This is a genomic window from Mucilaginibacter sp. JRF (assembly GCF_015223065.1).
GTDB lineage: Bacteria > Bacteroidota > Bacteroidia > Sphingobacteriales > Sphingobacteriaceae > Mucilaginibacter.
Window position 1 is genome coordinate 492,069 of the sequence record NZ_JADFBY010000003.1, and the last position, 15,760, is coordinate 507,828.

At 45.7% G+C, this 15,760-nt stretch carries 15 protein-coding genes and 1 tRNA gene; 10 read left to right on the forward strand and 6 right to left on the reverse strand.

What is annotated here, in order from left to right:
- Positions 1 to 23: 23 nt before the first annotated feature.
- Positions 24 to 97: transfer RNA gene (locus IM792_RS10890), tRNA-Asn, on the reverse strand.
- An 87-nt stretch (positions 98 to 184) separates the two neighbouring features.
- Here IM792_RS10890 and IM792_RS10895 point away from each other — a divergent pair.
- A complete protein-coding gene (locus IM792_RS10895; RefSeq protein WP_194101871.1) occupies positions 185 to 1,099 on the forward strand; it encodes a PfkB family carbohydrate kinase in 915 nt (304 codons plus the stop codon).
- Positions 1,100 to 1,185: 86 nt separating this feature from the next.
- On the opposite strand, the gene IM792_RS10900 is transcribed toward IM792_RS10895, so the two are convergent.
- Genes IM792_RS10900 through IM792_RS10915 form a run of 4 tightly spaced genes read right to left on the reverse strand, consistent with a single transcriptional unit; the run spans position 1,186 to position 3,491 of the window.
- Positions 1,186 to 1,440, reverse strand: coding sequence for a cytochrome b5 domain-containing protein (locus IM792_RS10900; protein ID WP_194101872.1), 255 nt, complete (start codon positions 1,438 to 1,440; stop codon positions 1,186 to 1,188).
- Positions 1,433 to 2,119, reverse strand: coding sequence for a lycopene cyclase domain-containing protein (locus IM792_RS10905; RefSeq protein WP_194101873.1), 687 nt, complete (start codon positions 2,117 to 2,119; stop codon positions 1,433 to 1,435). The genes IM792_RS10900 and IM792_RS10905 overlap by 8 nt, the downstream gene beginning before the upstream one ends.
- The gene (locus IM792_RS10910; RefSeq protein WP_194101874.1) at positions 2,116 to 2,655 is read right to left on the reverse strand and encodes a hypothetical protein; all 540 of its coding nucleotides are present in this window, start codon (positions 2,653 to 2,655) and stop codon (positions 2,116 to 2,118) included. Before IM792_RS10910 ends, IM792_RS10905 begins: the two co-directional genes overlap by 4 nt.
- Positions 2,655 to 3,491: a phytoene/squalene synthase family protein gene (locus IM792_RS10915; RefSeq protein ID WP_194101875.1), complete on the reverse strand. Its 837-nt coding sequence runs from the start codon at positions 3,489 to 3,491 to the stop codon at positions 2,655 to 2,657. The genes IM792_RS10910 and IM792_RS10915 overlap by 1 nt, the downstream gene beginning before the upstream one ends.
- A 93-nt stretch (positions 3,492 to 3,584) precedes the next feature.
- Between IM792_RS10915 and crtI the strand changes: the two genes are divergently transcribed.
- Both crtI and IM792_RS10925 read left to right on the forward strand, forming a co-directional pair.
- The gene (crtI, locus tag IM792_RS10920; RefSeq protein ID WP_194101876.1) at positions 3,585 to 5,078 is read left to right on the forward strand and encodes a phytoene desaturase family protein; all 1,494 of its coding nucleotides are present in this window, start codon (positions 3,585 to 3,587) and stop codon (positions 5,076 to 5,078) included.
- Between the two features lie 26 nt (positions 5,079 to 5,104).
- A complete protein-coding gene (locus tag IM792_RS10925) occupies positions 5,105 to 6,292 on the forward strand; it encodes a class I SAM-dependent rRNA methyltransferase (protein ID WP_194101877.1) in 1,188 nt (395 codons plus the stop codon).
- Positions 6,293 to 6,601: 309 nt separating this feature from the next.
- Here IM792_RS10925 and purD read toward each other — a convergent pair whose 3' ends face one another.
- Positions 6,602 to 7,876, reverse strand: a complete 1,275-nt coding sequence (purD, locus tag IM792_RS10930) for a phosphoribosylamine--glycine ligase (protein ID WP_194101878.1) — start codon at positions 7,874 to 7,876, stop codon at positions 6,602 to 6,604.
- A gap of 149 nt (positions 7,877 to 8,025) precedes the next feature.
- On the opposite strand from purD, the gene IM792_RS10935 reads away from it, so the two are divergent.
- The 7 genes from IM792_RS10935 (at position 8,026) to rplS (ending at position 15,712) form a co-directional block, all read left to right on the forward strand.
- The gene (locus IM792_RS10935) at positions 8,026 to 8,574 is read left to right on the forward strand and encodes a hypothetical protein (RefSeq protein ID WP_194101879.1); all 549 of its coding nucleotides are present in this window, start codon (positions 8,026 to 8,028) and stop codon (positions 8,572 to 8,574) included.
- 142 nt (positions 8,575 to 8,716) lie between these two features.
- A complete protein-coding gene (gene secA / locus IM792_RS10940; RefSeq protein WP_194101880.1) occupies positions 8,717 to 12,028 on the forward strand; it encodes a preprotein translocase subunit SecA in 3,312 nt (1,103 codons plus the stop codon).
- Between the two features lie 179 nt (positions 12,029 to 12,207).
- On the forward strand, positions 12,208 to 12,657 hold the full coding sequence (locus tag IM792_RS10945) for an SPOR domain-containing protein (protein WP_194101881.1): 450 nt from the start codon (positions 12,208 to 12,210) through the stop codon (positions 12,655 to 12,657).
- Positions 12,650 to 13,834 (forward strand): M20 family metallopeptidase, encoded by a 1,185-nt coding sequence (locus tag IM792_RS10950; protein ID WP_194101882.1) that lies wholly within the window; start codon positions 12,650 to 12,652, stop codon positions 13,832 to 13,834. The genes IM792_RS10945 and IM792_RS10950 overlap by 8 nt, the downstream gene beginning before the upstream one ends.
- 9 nt (positions 13,835 to 13,843) lie before the next feature.
- Positions 13,844 to 14,266: a hypothetical protein gene (locus IM792_RS10955; RefSeq protein WP_194101883.1), complete on the forward strand. Its 423-nt coding sequence runs from the start codon at positions 13,844 to 13,846 to the stop codon at positions 14,264 to 14,266.
- 15 nt (positions 14,267 to 14,281) lie between these two features.
- Positions 14,282 to 15,214 carry a hypothetical protein gene (locus IM792_RS10960; protein ID WP_194101884.1) on the forward strand — a complete coding sequence of 311 codons (933 nt, stop codon included), beginning with the start codon at positions 14,282 to 14,284 and terminating at the stop codon, positions 15,212 to 15,214.
- Positions 15,215 to 15,364: 150 nt separating this feature from the next.
- Positions 15,365 to 15,712 (forward strand): 50S ribosomal protein L19, encoded by a 348-nt coding sequence (gene rplS, locus IM792_RS10965; protein ID WP_194101885.1) that lies wholly within the window; start codon positions 15,365 to 15,367, stop codon positions 15,710 to 15,712.
- Positions 15,713 to 15,760 lie beyond the last annotated feature (48 nt).

The window sequence follows — 15,760 nt, forward strand, 5'->3', positions numbered from 1 at the left end:
GTTTTACCGTGCTTGCCTTAATGCTCCTGAGGCTGGGCTCGAACCAGCGACCCTCTGATTAACAGTCAGATGCTCTAACCGGCTGAGCTACTCAGGAATGCTTTTTACCGATTGGGTGTGCAAAAGTATATTTTCTGCTTTAATTTCACAATATTTGCGGAAAAAAAATTTAAAATATTTTAACATGAGTTTGGTTGTTATTGGCACCGTAGCGTTCGACGCTATTGAAACACCCTTTGGTAAAACTGACAAAATAGTCGGTGGCTCAGCGTCTTACGCGGGTTTATCGGCTTCATATTTTTATGATAAAGTTAAAATTGTTGCTGTTGTTGGCGATGATTTTCACCAGAGCGAAATAGACGATTTTAATTCGCACGGCATCAATACCGAGGGCTTGCAGATAAAAAAAGGTGAAAAATCCTTTTTTTGGGCAGGCAAATACCATAACGACATGAACAGTCGCGACACGCTGGTTACCGACCTGAACGTGCTTGCCGATTTCGACCCGATAATTCCGGACAGCTACCAGGATTGCGAATACCTGATGCTGGGCAACCTTACCCCGCAGGTGCAGCAAACGGTTATCAAGCGCCTAACTAAGCGCCCAAAGCTGATCGTGATGGATACCATGAACTTTTGGATGAACATCGCACTGGATGATTTGCTTGATACGTTAAAGATGGTGGACGTACTGACCATTAACGACGAGGAAGCCCGTCAGCTATCGGGCGAGTATTCGCTGGTTAAGGCTGCCGCTAAAATATTAACCATGGGCCCAAAATACCTGGTAATTAAAAAAGGCGAGCATGGCGCATTGTTGTTTGATAAGGATTCGGTTTTCGCTACGCCTGCATTGCCGCTTGCCGAAGTGTTCGACCCAACCGGTGCCGGCGATACCTTTGCCGGTGGCTTTATCGGTTACCTGGCCAAAGTGGGCAGCGTTAACTTTAATAACATGAAAAACGCGTTGATCTACGGCTCAGCCTTGGCATCATTCTGCGTAGAAAAGTTCGGTCCCGAAAGAATTAAGAATTTGACCGAAGAACAAATAACAGAACGCGTACAGCAATTTGTGAAGCTGTCGAAGTTTGAATTGTAAAACTCAGGCCCAACTACGGCCCCCCAACCCCCTAAAGGGGGAGCAAAAAATCAAGTTATATAATAATGTTTTTTTAAGCTCCCCCTTTAGGGGGTTGGGGGGCCGGGGCTAAGTCTTCCCACCTTCTCAAACTTCTCAAAAACAGAATGTGTGTGCGGGGCATCGGCCAGTTCTTCGGTAAGGTCTTGCCCGGCCCAGTGTTCGTAGTGTTTGCCGTTACGCCACAGGCGGCTTTCGGTTACATCATAGATAATACCCAGGTAGGCCACCCAAATTTGTGGCTTATCCTGCCCGTTGCGCAGGGCTAATTGCGAGCGGGTATATAGCGGCAGATCATCCATGTACTTTGCTATTACGGCGTTTAAAGTACTCAAACAGGCCAACGTTCATCACCAGCAGGGCCAGCGAATAAAAATGATCCTCAAAAGGTATAGTACCAGCACGTACACCAATATTCTCGGCATCGTTATATAACACTACGGGTATTGATGTAAGCAAGCCGTTAACTATATAAAATGGTATTAATGTTACCGCATAAGCCATATAAAACCTGCTCAGCCATTCGGCATTTACCATAAATTGCAGGTAAACTATCAGCACAAACAATAAGCCGAAGGTTACGGCGGTATACAGCCTGTCGTAATACAGTATCAGCAACACTGCCGATAGTATAAGCAACATGTTTGATATAATACGCGTAAGCCTGATATTGGGCTGCCACTTTACATAGTAGTTAAGGCAGGCGTAAATAAAAATGCATGCAAAGGGTACGGTTAAAAAGAAAAGGATCTCCTCCAGGGGTAAACCAAAAAAGTTAATGCCCACAATACGCTCAGGATTAAACCACCATACCCCTTTTACGGTAAAAAGCACATCCCAAAACAAAAACACCAAACCGGTTATAGCAAGGCCGGGCCAAATATGCCTCCAGCTTTTGCTGAACTGCACCCGCCTGTCAAACGAAAGCATGATCGGGAAGATGATGGTCAGGAAATTAATGATCAGGTAAGTGTATTTCACTTTAATGCAGCTAATTGCTTGTTAAGATACTCATTCTCGGCGGCGGTGCAGCGTTTTGAGTCGATAAGAAATTTTACCGTGGTTTTTATCAGATCCTTATCATCATCGCTGTAGTTCTTTTTCTTAAGCTGTTCGATGATGGTCTTGCGGTCGTCGTCGATGTTTTTTCGGAAACCCAAAAAGCCCGGAACGTTATGCTCTACAGAAAAGCGCATAAACCGTATCTCTATATTATGCGGATCGGCAGCTACGGCTTCGGCATAGGTTTTTTCGGCAGCGTTGAGGTATTTCAGCTTGGTAATGGGGTTCCAGGCGTGTACGGCCTTAAGCGCCTGCAAGGTGCCGAGGTAGCCGGTTATCAGGGCGTTTTTATGCTTAACGGCATCCAGTTTATCGTAAAGCGAATCAGTGGTTTTACTGCTTTTAAGCGCCGTAATCAGGTGCTTGCGTATGGTTTCAGGGTCGTGCTCATTGGCTTTTGCTTGTATAAAACCAATGCTGATGAATATAAAACAGCTTAAAAAAAGGGCCTTCATTAAATAACGTTAAGTTTTTGCTGCATAACAGCCTGAGCAAATAACGCTAATTTTCGTGTGTCTGATACGCGAACCCTTTTTTGCAGTATGTCATCAACCGGTGTGCGGATGATCTTTTTAAACAATTGCTTGTAATAAGTATAGGCAATATATACCCCAAGCTTGCTGCCTACAGGTAGTTTTTTAATGCCTTCAAAGGCATCGTCAAAATCCTTTTGTATGTCGAGCTCAATGGCTTGCTTATCGCGCTCAGTAAATTGGTCAAAGTTCACGTTCGGGAAGTAAGTGCGGCCACGTTCCTCACGGTCAGCCTTTACATCACGCAAAAAGTTCACCTTTTGGAATGCCGATCCCAGGCTGCAAGCATTGGGCACTAAAGCCTGGTACTGGTGTTCGTTACCCTCGCAAAATACCCGCAGGCACATCAGGCCCACCACCTCGGCCGAGCCATAAATGTAGGCCTTGTAGCCATCCTCGTCATAGTTTTGGGTATACAGATCCATTTCCATCGAGGTCAAAAAGGCATCGATCAGGTCGGTATCAATACGGTAATGGTTCACCACTATCTGGAAGGAATGTAATACCGGGTTCAGGCTGATGCGCTCCTTAATCGCCTTAAAGGTTTCGGCCCTGAAAGCGGCTATCAGCTTTGGTTTATCATGCTCGTGGAAGGTATCTACAATTTCATCGGCATAACGTACAAAACCATAAATAGCGTAAATAGGGTCCCTGAATTTTTGTGCAAAGGCCTTTATACCCAAACTGAACGAGGTACTGTAGTTATTAGTAATAAGCCGACTGCAATCAAAACAGGTGCTATCGTATAGCTGCATCATAAATTGAGGGTTACCTCAAATGTACAAATTAACATTCGCTTTGTTTTTTAGCGGTTCAAACAATTTACCTACTTTGGGTTATTAGTGTGATACATGCTTAAAAATAAGATCGCCGTTATTGGATCGGGCTTCGCGGGGCTGAGTGCCGCCTGCGTTTTGGCCAAACAAGGCTATGAGGTAACTATTTACGAAAAAAACAGCCAACCCGGCGGTCGCGCGCAGGTTTGGGAAACCCAGGGCTTCCGTTTTGATATGGGCCCAAGCTGGTACTGGATGCCCGATGTTTTTGAGGATTTCTTCACGCTGTTCGGTAAAAAACCGTCGGACTATTACCAATTAAAACGCCTCGACCCGGGCTACCGGGTGTATTTTGGTAAGGGTGATGAATTGGATGTTCCCGCAGAAATGCCAGAACTTGAAGCCATGTTTGATGCTATTGAACCCGGCAGCAGCGTTAAATTAAGACAATTCTTAAAGCAGGCCGAATACAAATACCGTGTAGGCATGGGCGAGTATGTATTCAAGCCTTCGCACTCCATAACCGAATACTTTGATCTCGATCTCATCAAAAAAAGCATCGGCATACAATTGCTTACCAATATGAGTAAGCACTTACGTAAGTACTTTCGTAATTCAAAACTGATAAAATTATTAGAGTTCCCGGTGCTGTTTTTGGGTGCTACCCCACAGAACACGCCCGCCATGTACAGCATGATGAACTATGCCGACTTAGCATTAGGAACCTGGTACCCCATGGGCGGCATGAACGAGATAGTAAAGGCGATGGTGAACCTTGCCAAAGAATTAGGTGTTACTATAAAGCTTGATACCGAAGTAAAACATCTGAAGGTAGAGAACAAACATATAACCGTTATTGAAACCGACAAGGGCCAATACCAGGCCGACTTTATAGTAGCCGGTGCCGATTATGCCCATGTTGATCAGCATTTGATAGATGAGCCTTACAGAAACTACACCGAAAAGTATTGGGATAGCCGTACCATGTCGCCATCGAGTTTGCTGTTTTACATCGGCCTGAATAAAAAACTGGGCGACATAAAGCACCATAACCTGTTTTTTGATGAGGACTTTAATCAGCATGCGCACGAGATATACACCGAACCACAATGGCCATCAAAGCCGCTGTTCTATGCCTCATGCCCATCAAAAACGGATAGCAGTGTAGCGCCCGAGGGCTGCGAAAACATGTTCTTCCTGATGCCATTAGCACCCGGCCTGCAGGATAGCGAGGCCATGCGCGAAAAGTATTTCGACATTATGGTTAACCGCTTTGAAAGCGTTACCGGCGAAAGCATCCGCGATAACATAATCGTAAAACGCAGCTATGCCATGAATGATTTTAAGGCCGATTATCACTCCTACAAGGGCAACGCCTACGGGTTGGCGAATACCCTGAGCCAAACCGCCTTTTTAAAGCCGGCCATGCGGGCAAAGCACATCAAAAACCTGCTGTATACCGGGCAGCTTACCGTGCCGGGGCCGGGTGTGCCGCCGGCCATTATATCGGGCAGGGTGGTGGCTGCCGAGGTGCAAAAACTGATAAAGCCCGATAGCAGGCAGCCATAACACATTGTAATTGCTACCTTTGTGCTATGGTTGATGTTATATTAAAAAAAGGTAAGGAAAAGGCAGTATTGCAACGCCATCCCTGGGTTTTTTCGGGCGCTGTTGAGCGTGTAAAGGGTAAACCTAAAAATGGCGAGGTGGTGCGGCTGGTATCTGCCCAGGGCTTATTTATGGCCTATGGTTTTTATAACGATAAATCGCGCGTGGCAGTAAGGCTGCTGGAATGGAACGAGGAGGTGCAGATAGATGAGGCCTGGTTCCGCGCCAAGGTTGCCGATGCCGTTAGTGCCCGCAAACATGTACTTGCCGATGGTGAAACCAACACCTGTCGCCTCATTTTTAGCGAGGCTGATTACCTGCCCGGACTAATAGTAGATAAATATGCCGACCATCTGGCAGTACAAATACTTACCTCGGGTATCGAGAATAATATGCCCGTAATAATTGATGAACTGCAAAAACTGCTCAACCCCAAAAGTATTTTTGATAAAAGCGATGCTTCATCGCGCCAGCACGAAGGCTTGACAACCGAAAATAAGCTGCTATGGGGCACCCCACCGCCCGAACTGGTAGAGGTAAAAGAGAATGGCATCACCTACGGCATCAACATTGCCGAAGGACAAAAATCAGGCTTTTATTGCGATCAGCGCGATAATCGCCGCATACTGGCATCATACGCCAAAGGCAAAAAAGTGCTCGATTGCTTTTCGTACACCGGAGGCTTCACACTCAATAGCTTAAAAAACGAGGCAGCATCAGTTACCAGTGTGGATAGCTCGGCACTTGCTGTTGAAACACTGAACGAAAATATACGCCTGAACGGGTTTGACACCTCAAAACATGAGGCTATTAAGGCTGATGTAAACAGCCAGCTACGCCGCTTTAAGGATGACGGCGAAAAATTTGACGTAATTGTACTCGATCCGCCAAAATACGCCCCCTCACGCTCGGCGCTCGACAGGGCATCCCGCGCTTATAAGGATCTGAACCGCGTAGCCATGCTGCTGCTTAACGATGGCGGCCTGCTGGCCACCTATTCCTGCTCCGGCGCTATGGATCTGGAAACCTTTAAGCAGGTATTGGCCTGGGCGGCCCTTGATGCTGGCAAACAGGTGCAATTCATCCACCAGTTTTGCCAACCCGAAGATCACCCGGTACGTTCATCCTTTCCGGAAGGGGAGTATTTGAAGGGGTTGTTGTGCAGGGTGTTTTGATGGTGACTCCCGTTTTCGGCATTGCTTCGTACCAGTAACCTATGGTTTGTGATTTGTCATGCTGAGCTTGTCGAAGCATTCGCTGCTTAATTAGGCCCTCGCTCGCCCTTCGACAGGCTCAGGGTGACATGGCCTACGCTTCATTTTATTGTTATGTCATTTCGAACGAGGTACGAGGAGAAATCTATCGCCTTACTATGAACGCAGACAGATTTCTCGTTACCACTCGAAATGACAAGAGGTGAGAGTAGATTGCAGGCCAATCAACGCCATAAAAAATCACCCCCCAAATCAACAGTCAATGACTATTTATACCAGGTCAAACCCGATATCTTTCCTAAAGTAAACACCATCATAATAAATACGACTGGCATCGGCAGTGGCTTGTTGCAGGGCGTCGAACAGGTTATCCTGTAAGGTAGTAATGGCCAATACACGTCCGCCGGCGGTGCGTATATCCTCGCCAACGGTAGTGGTGCCCGCGTGGAAAACTATCGACTCGCGAATGTTCTCGATACCGGTGATGGTTTTATCTTTCAGGTATTCGCCCGGGTAGCCGCCTGCTACACATACTATGGTAGCTGCCACTTTATCAGATATGGTGAATTGTTTATCTATCAAATTACCCTCGGCAACACCTTCCAGCAGATCAACCAGATCACTCTCGATACGTGGCAATACGCTTTCGGTTTCAGGGTCGCCCATGCGGCAGTTGTATTCAATTACGTAAGGGTCGCCGCCGCAATTCATCAGGCCTATAAAAATAAAGCCTTTATAAGGTATGTTATCTTGCTTTAAACCTTCAACCGTAGGGATGATCACGCGCTCCTCAACCTTTTTCAAAAACTCATCATCAGCAAACGGCACCGGCGAAACTGAACCCATGCCACCGGTATTCAAGCCGGTATCGCCCTCGCCAATACGTTTATAATCCTTGGCTGATGGCAGCACTTTATAACTATTACCGTCAGTAAGTACAAATACCGAAAGTTCAATACCCTGCAAAAACTGCTCGATAACCACCTTTGAGCTGGCTTCGCCAAATTTGGCGTTGTTAAGCATTTCGGTTAGTTCAAGCTCGGCTTCTTCAAGAGTTGTGCATATCAATACACCTTTACCAGCGGCAAGTCCGTCAGCTTTTAATACTACGGGCAGGCCAATGGTTGGTAAAAACTCCAGGCCATCCTGCAAGGTTTCGCGAGTAAACGTGCGCGATGCCGCGGTAGGCACATTGTGGCGCTGCATAAACTGCTTTGAAAAATCCTTACTACCCTCCAGCTGAGCGCCCTCGGCCTGCGGGCCAACCACCGGGATGTGTTTTATCTCATCATCGGCTAAAAAGAAATCGTGAACGCCTTTTACCAGCGGCTCCTCGGGGCCTACCAATACCATATTGATGTTGTTGGCCAGTACAAATTGTTTAATGGCGGCAAAATCGGTAACCTTAATGTTTACATTGGTGCCATACTGCCCTGTGCCGGCATTACCGGGAGCAATAAACAATGATTCGCATTTTGGGCTTTGCGATAATTTCCAGGCGAAGGCGCTTTCCCTTCCGCCCGAACCGAGGATCAGGATGTTCATGCCCGCAAAGATACTATTTTGGCTAAGAGATAAGTTATATACTGATGGCAGATTAACAGGCCGGGCAAAATACTGATAACAGCTACCCTTGCGCCCGGCAATTTTATATTATTATAATAAGGTATATACCGCTACCTTTATAATTAACTATGGAACGCAGACCTCATAAATTTGAAAAGCTACCGGTATACCAAAAATCACAGGAGCTTTTTGATCTGGTTGATATTATAGCCGAAGCCTTGAAAGAGGACGACATGAAAGAGCACCTGGCCGCGCAGATGCTGAGCAACGCCGCCATTATACAGGCCAAAATTGCCGGTGCCGAGGGCGGCGGGCTATACTCACTGCGCATGCAGAACGCCGTACTTATAAAGCTGGCCGTGCAGGATATGTTCAATGCTGTATCATTCGCGTCAATGGTAAATATTAATGAGGAGGATTACGTGCAGCTAATGCGCGATAAGGTGGAGGAGTTCAGGCTGGTTTTTGTGGAGTGGATTCGCGGGTTTGATAAAAGCTATGATATACCTGACAATTGGGCCATTCGCTTTGATACCAGCACCCCCGAGCAGGAAAAGCTGGAAGAACTGATGTTTGACGAGGAAAAGTTTTTTGAAGACTTTGATGATGAGGGCTTTGAAGATGACGAGGACTTTGACGATGAGGACAGCGACGATAAGCCCGAAGACAAAAATTAACCGACCATTGTTACCGCTTTTTTAAGCTTTGGTGTCAATAAGCCCGGTTATAGTAAAAAATCTTACATTTGCCTGTCAAAATGGCTTTGCAATGCGCTGTGGCGCAATTGTTGAGTTATGAACCATAGCTATTTAAAAATATATGTTAGATTTTTTCAGTAAGCTTTTTGGGAGCAAATCAGAACGCGACGTAAAAGGCATCAATCCTATAGTTGATAAGATAAAGGCCGAGTTTGCCAAGCTCGATGCATTAACTAATGATGAGCTGCGCGCCAAAACCATACAATTTAAGCAAACCATACAGGAAAAGCTTGCCGGTATTGATGAGCAGATAGCTGCCATTAAAGAGCAAACCGACAATAACCCTGATCTGGACGTTGCCGAGAAAGTTGAGTTATATACTCAGCTTGATAAACTGGGCAAAGACCGAGATAAGGAGCTTGAAGTGGTGCTGATGGAAATATTGCCCGAAGCCTTCGCTGTGGTTAAAGAAACCTCGCGCCGCTTTGCAGGTAACCCAACCATTGAGGTTACGGCCACCCAGTTTGACCGCGACCTGGCATCCCGCAAAAAAAATGTAATTATACAAGGCGACAAAGCTATTCACCATAATACCTGGATAGCCGCCGGTAACGAGGTTACCTGGAACATGGTACATTACGATGTACAGCTTATTGGTGGTATTGTACTACACCAGGGTAAAATTGCCGAGATGGCCACAGGTGAGGGTAAAACATTGGTAGCTACACTACCTGCTTACCTTAACGCGCTGGCTGGCCAAGGTGTACACATAGTAACGGTGAATGATTACCTTGCCCGTCGTGACTCGGAATGGATGGGCCCGCTGTACGAGTTCCACGGCCTGTCGGTTGATTGTATTGACAAGCATGAGCCAAATTCTGACTCCCGCCGCCGTGCATACTTGTCTGATATTACTTTTGGTACCAATAACGAATTTGGTTTTGATTACCTGCGTGACAATATGACACGCAGCCCCGAAGAACTTGTACAGCGCAAGCTGCACTTTGCCATGGTGGATGAGGTTGACTCGGTTTTAGTTGATGATGCCCGTACACCATTGATCATCTCAGGTCCTATACCTCGTGGCGATGAGCATGAGTTTTATGAATTAAAACCACGCATTGAGCGCTTGGTTAACGCGCAGCGTAACTACATTACCGGCGTACTTAACGAAGCTAAAAAGCAAATTAATGATGGTAAAGCCGGTGTTGATGATGGTGGTTTAGCCCTGTTACGCGCACACCGCGGTTTGCCTAAAAACAAGGCTCTTATAAAGTTCCTGAGCGAAGGCTCAAACAGGCAGGTACTTCAAAAAACTGAAGGCCACTACATGCAGGATCAAAACAAGGAAATGCCAAAGGTAGATGCCGAGCTGTTCTTCGTTATCGACGAGAAAAGCAATTCGGTAGAACTATCTGAAAAAGGTATTGAGCTGATCACCGCTTCGGGCGAAGATCCGCACTTCTTTGTAATGCCCGACGTAGGTACCGAAATCGCCGCTATCGAAAAGTCAGACCTGAGCGCTGAGGATAAGATAGCCCAAAAGGATTCCCTGATGCGCGATTTCTCGATCAAATCAGAGCGTATACACTCGGTTAACCAGTTATTAAAGGCTTACACTTTATTTGAAAAAGATACCGAGTACATTGTTGACGAAGGCAAGGTTAAGATAGTTGACGAGCAAACAGGCCGTGTATTGGATGGCCGCCGTTACTCGGATGGTTTACACCAGGCTATTGAGGCTAAGGAGAATGTTAAGGTTGAGGATGCAACCCAAACCTTTGCAACCATCACCCTGCAAAATTACTTTAGGATGTACCACAAGCTTTGTGGTATGACGGGTACTGCTGTTACCGAAGCCGGTGAGCTTTGGCAGATATATAAATTGGACGTGGTAGAAATACCAACCAACACGCCAACAAGCCGCCAGGATCGTCAGGATTTGGTTTACCGTACCGTACGTGAAAAATACAATGCCGTTGCCGACGAGATTGTGAAAATGACCCAGGCTGGTCGCCCGGTACTGGTAGGTACAACCTCGGTTGAAATTTCAGAATTATTGAGCCGTATGCTTAAGCTGCGCGGCATCAAACATAACGTGCTGAACGCCAAAATGCACCAAAAAGAGGCCGATATTGTGGCCGAAGCTGGTAAGGCCGGTACGGTTACCATTGCTACCAACATGGCCGGTCGTGGTACAGATATTAAATTAGGCCCTGGCGTTAAAGATGCCGGTGGTTTAGCTATCATTGGTACCGAAAGGCATGAATCTCGCCGTGTTGACAGGCAGTTGCGCGGTCGTGCAGGTCGTCAGGGTGACCCGGGTTCATCACAGTTCTTCGTATCGCTTGAGGATAACCTGATGCGTTTATTCGGTTCAGAGCGTATATCAAGCTTGATGGTGCGTATGGGTATTGAGGAGGGCGAAGTAATACAGCACTCCATGATCTCAAAATCAATTGAGCGTGCGCAGAAAAAGGTTGAAGAAAACAACTTTGGTATACGTAAGCGCCTGCTGGAGTATGACGACGTTATGAACTCGCAGCGTACCGTTATTTACGCTAAACGTAAAAATGCCTTGTTTGGCGAGCGTTTGGATGTGGATATCAACAACACCATTTTTGATGTGGTTGAGGATATTGTTACCGAGTACAAAGAATCAAACAATTACGAAGGCTTTAAGCTTGAGGTGATCCGTATATTCTCGGTTGATGTTGAGCTGAGCGAAGATGAATTTGGCAGCATATCACTGAATAACCTGGTTGATAAAACATTTGACGAGGTTACCGATTTCTACAAACGTAAATCGGATGCTATTGCTAACCAGGCTTTCCCGGTATTAAAAGATGTATTTGAAACCCGCGGCGCGCAGGTTGAGAACATTGTAGTACCATTTACTGATGGTGTACACGGCATACAAATAGCCGTTCCGCTTAAAAAGGCGGTTGAGAACCACGGCCACGAGGTGATCAAATCGTTTGAGAAGAACGTTGTGCTTTACCTGATAGATGATGCCTGGAAAGAGCACCTGCGCGAAATGGACGAGCTGAAACAATCTGTACAAAACGCGGTTTATGAGCAAAAGGACCCATTGCTGGTTTATAAGTTCGAGGCGTTTGAATTGTTCCGCCAGATGCTGGCCAATGTGAATAAGGAGCTGGTGAGCTTCCTGTTCCGTGGTGGTATACCGGTACAACAGCAACATCCGGAAGAAATACGCGAAGCAAGGCCACAGCCTAAAACGGACTTAAGGAACATTAAAGCCTCAAAAGCCGAAGTGGTACAGGAGAGCAACGGCGTACCTATGGACGACACCCGCGAAATGGAAAAACAATCGCCGGTACGTGTTGAACAAAAGATAGGCCGTAATGACCCTTGCCCTTGCGGAAGCGGTAAAAAATACAAAAACTGTCACGGCGTAGGCTTGGCGTAAGTAAATAACAAACCTCAATGTCATCTCGACGAGGTACGAGGAGAGATCTGTCGCTTTGCTATGAACGCAGACAGATTTCTCGCTATCGCTCGAAATGACAATTGGTACGAGGGAAAATCCGGAAGCTGTACATTATTGTACTTGCTAAACAGAATACATCCCGATATGAAATAAAATAAATGAACAACACAGCATCCACATACAAAGCATTAATTGCCAAAGTAGCCGGGTGCTGTGTTTTCTTTATGCTGATAGCCCTCGGCGCATCCGCGCAGCGTGGCAGGGTTGAGGTTGTGAAAGACGCCCGCGTTGATACCCTTATTAACCGTTGGGACGAGCTAAATAAAATAGGCGGTATACGTGGCTCAAACTATGGCTACCGGGTGCAAATATTCACTGGATCGAACCGGAAGGATGCCTACAAAGCGCAAAACCGGTTTCAGGACATGCACCCCGATATGCGCACCTACATCAGCTATCGCGACCCTAACTTTAAGGTACACGCCGGTGATTTCAGAACAAAGCTCGAAGCACAAAAAATGCTCGAGGAACTGAAGCCCTACTTCTCGGGCATGTTTGTTATTCCGGGAAAGATCAATCCCCCTAAATTAGAAACAGGTAATGATTAAGGAACAGATACAGGAATTAGCCAAAACTATTTATGATGATGTGGTAGGCAACCGCCGCCACCTGCACGCCAACCCTGAGCTTTCATTCCATGAGGTGCAAACCTCGGCCTTTGTGGCGCGCAAGCTGGAAGAAATGGGTTTGGAGTATCATAAAATGGCTGATACCGGTTTGGTAGCCCTGATCAAAGGCGATAAACCGTCGGACAAGGTAATAGCCCTGCGTGCCGATATGGATGCACTGCCAATTGTAGAGGCTAATGATGTGCCTTATAAATCGCAAAACCCGGGCGTTATGCACGCCTGCGGGCACGATGTGCATACCTCATCATTATTAGGTACGGCCAAAATATTAACTCAGCTAAAAAGCGAGTTTGGCGGTACTGTTAAACTGATATTTCAACCTGCCGAAGAAAAACTGCCCGGTGGTGCCAGCCTGATGATAAAAGAAGGTGTATTAGAAAACCCTAAGCCTGATGCCGTGATCGGTCAGCACGTTATGCCGCTGATAGATGCCGGTAAGGTGGGCTTTAGGGCAGGAAAATACATGGCCAGTACCGATGAGTTGTACGTTACCGTAAAGGGTAAGGGCGGCCACGGCGCGCAACCGCAACAAAACATTGACCCGGTGATCATCACCGCGCATATATTAACCGCCTTGCAGCAGGTTATCAGTCGCTTTGCTGACCCAAAAAGTCCGTCGGTATTATCGTTCGGTAAGGTTATCGCTAACGGCGCTACCAATGTTATACCTAACGAGGTTTACCTGGAGGGCACCTTCCGTACTATGGATGAGGCCTGGCGCCAGGAAGCACACAAGCGCATGAAAAAAATGGCCGAAGGCATTGCCGAAAGCATGGGTGGCAGCTGCGAATTCAACATTATGAAAGGTTATCCATTCCTGATCAACGAAGAAAAGCTGACCAACAATGCCCGCTCGCACGCCGAAGATTACCTGGGCAAAGAGAACGTGCTCGACTTGGATATATGGATGGCTGCCGAAGATTTTGCTTATTACTCGCAGGTTGCCAACAGCTGTTTTTACCGCCTGGGTACCCGTAACGAGGAGCGTGGTATTACCTCATCAGTACATACCCCAACTTTTGATGTGGATGAAACCTCCCTGCAAACCAGCACCGGCCTGATGGCTTACCTGGCAGTTAAGCAGTTGGGTAATTAATATTAAATTATGATGATTAGGGCGCTGATATTTATTATGCTGATATTAAGTATCAGCGCTAAAGCTCAGTACAGTGTATCATTTCTAAATAAAATAAAGCAAACCGACCGAATTGAGGTACATTATCTCAAGCTAAAAAAACCTGTAGTTTACAAAACCACGGATTCCGGACATCTTCTATTTTTTAAGGAGCAGATAATTAAAGCAAAAAGCAACCCAAACTTAAAATGCGATAGTGCCGCAGAGATACGGTACTTTAGAAAGGGAATTCAAATATTTAAAGCGTATTTCTCTTCACGTTCAACCGGTGGTCATGCTGGTTCGGTTGTTGCGTTCTCTACAGATAACTCAAATATTGTAACTCTTTCTGCCTATAACGTAGGGATGATCATTGATGAAGTGTATTATCAAAATACTAAACAGAACAAATAATCTGTTAATTTGAATATGACAATCAAAGGATCGGTTACTTTATTTCTAATATTCATATCATCCTTTGCAAGCGCACAACAAATCACCCGCTACGATCCGGATACGATAAAAACCATCGTGCTTGATTCTGTCATCAATATCAACTCGCATAAACTCAATGTGCAGGATTTTATTGATGCCGTAACCAGTGATACCAGTTTCTACAAGGCTTTCCAGAGCATGCGTCAGTACAGCTACACGGCCGAGAACAGCATTTATACTTACGATAAAAAGGACAGGGTAAATGGCCGCATATATCGTAAAATGAATTATAGTCGTGTTAACGACAGGCCTAATACCCGATACATCGCCAAAAGCGATAGCGGCAAGGTGTATAAAAAAAATGGCAGGTATGAGCTGTACACGGTGGAGATGTTCGATTATCTTTTCGCCAACACCTACAACAAACCATTGGCCGCACCGCCAAACTCAAAAGGTGATGGCAGCAAGAATGCATCTTACAAGGATAAACTTAAAACACTTATCTTTCGGCCGGGTACAAAGGTTAGCGGCATTCCGTTCATCAGCGGTAAAACAGAGATATTCTCGCCCGAGTTGAAGCAGTTTTATTATTACCAGTTCGCGCGGGGTACTTACCTGGATAGTATACCGGTGTACCGTTTCAAGGTGATCCGCAAGCCAAGCACTGCCCCCGGCGATGTAATGATCAACGAGATGACCACCATATTTGATACCCGCACTTTCCAGATATTGGGGCGCTTTATTGATATGAGCTTTAGTAACATGTTTGTGAGCTTTAATGTGCGCATGAATATCGAGATGAATAACTTTAATGGCGAACTTTTGCCTGTAAAAGTTAGCTACCAGGGCAACTGGGATGTACCCCTGCATAAAGAGGAACGCGCCAGCGTTTTGATAACCCATACCGGATACCGCCCCAACAATTAAAGCGCTTAAACACAGCACAACAAGGCTTTTTTTGTTGATAAAATAATAATTGTGGAAATTTTTAAAATCTGTTTTTAAATAACAGAAATAATGCCTATACTTGCAATCCAATTTTTACGGGCTAAAAATTGGATTTAAAGGCTAAAAATCATGGATTTAGTAAAATTTGTAGAAGAGCAATCAGTAGTAAAAAAACAAGTTCCTGCATTTAAAGCAGGTGATACTGTTACTGTGCATTATAAAATAAGGGAAGGTAACAAAGAGCGTATTCAGCTTTACCAGGGTGTGGTTATTCAACGTAACAGTGTTGGTGTTTCTGAAACTTTTACTGTACGTAAAGTATCAAACGGTATTGGTGTTGAGCGTATATTCCCGATCAACTCGCCAAACATTGAAAAAGTAGATGTAAACAGCTACGGTAAAGTACGTCGTGCTAAATTATTCTACCTGCGCGCGCTTACCGGTAAAGCTGCACGTATCAAATCAAAACGCGTTTAATTTTCGCCTCCGGGCAAAATCATATAAAGCCTTTCTGCATGTACAATT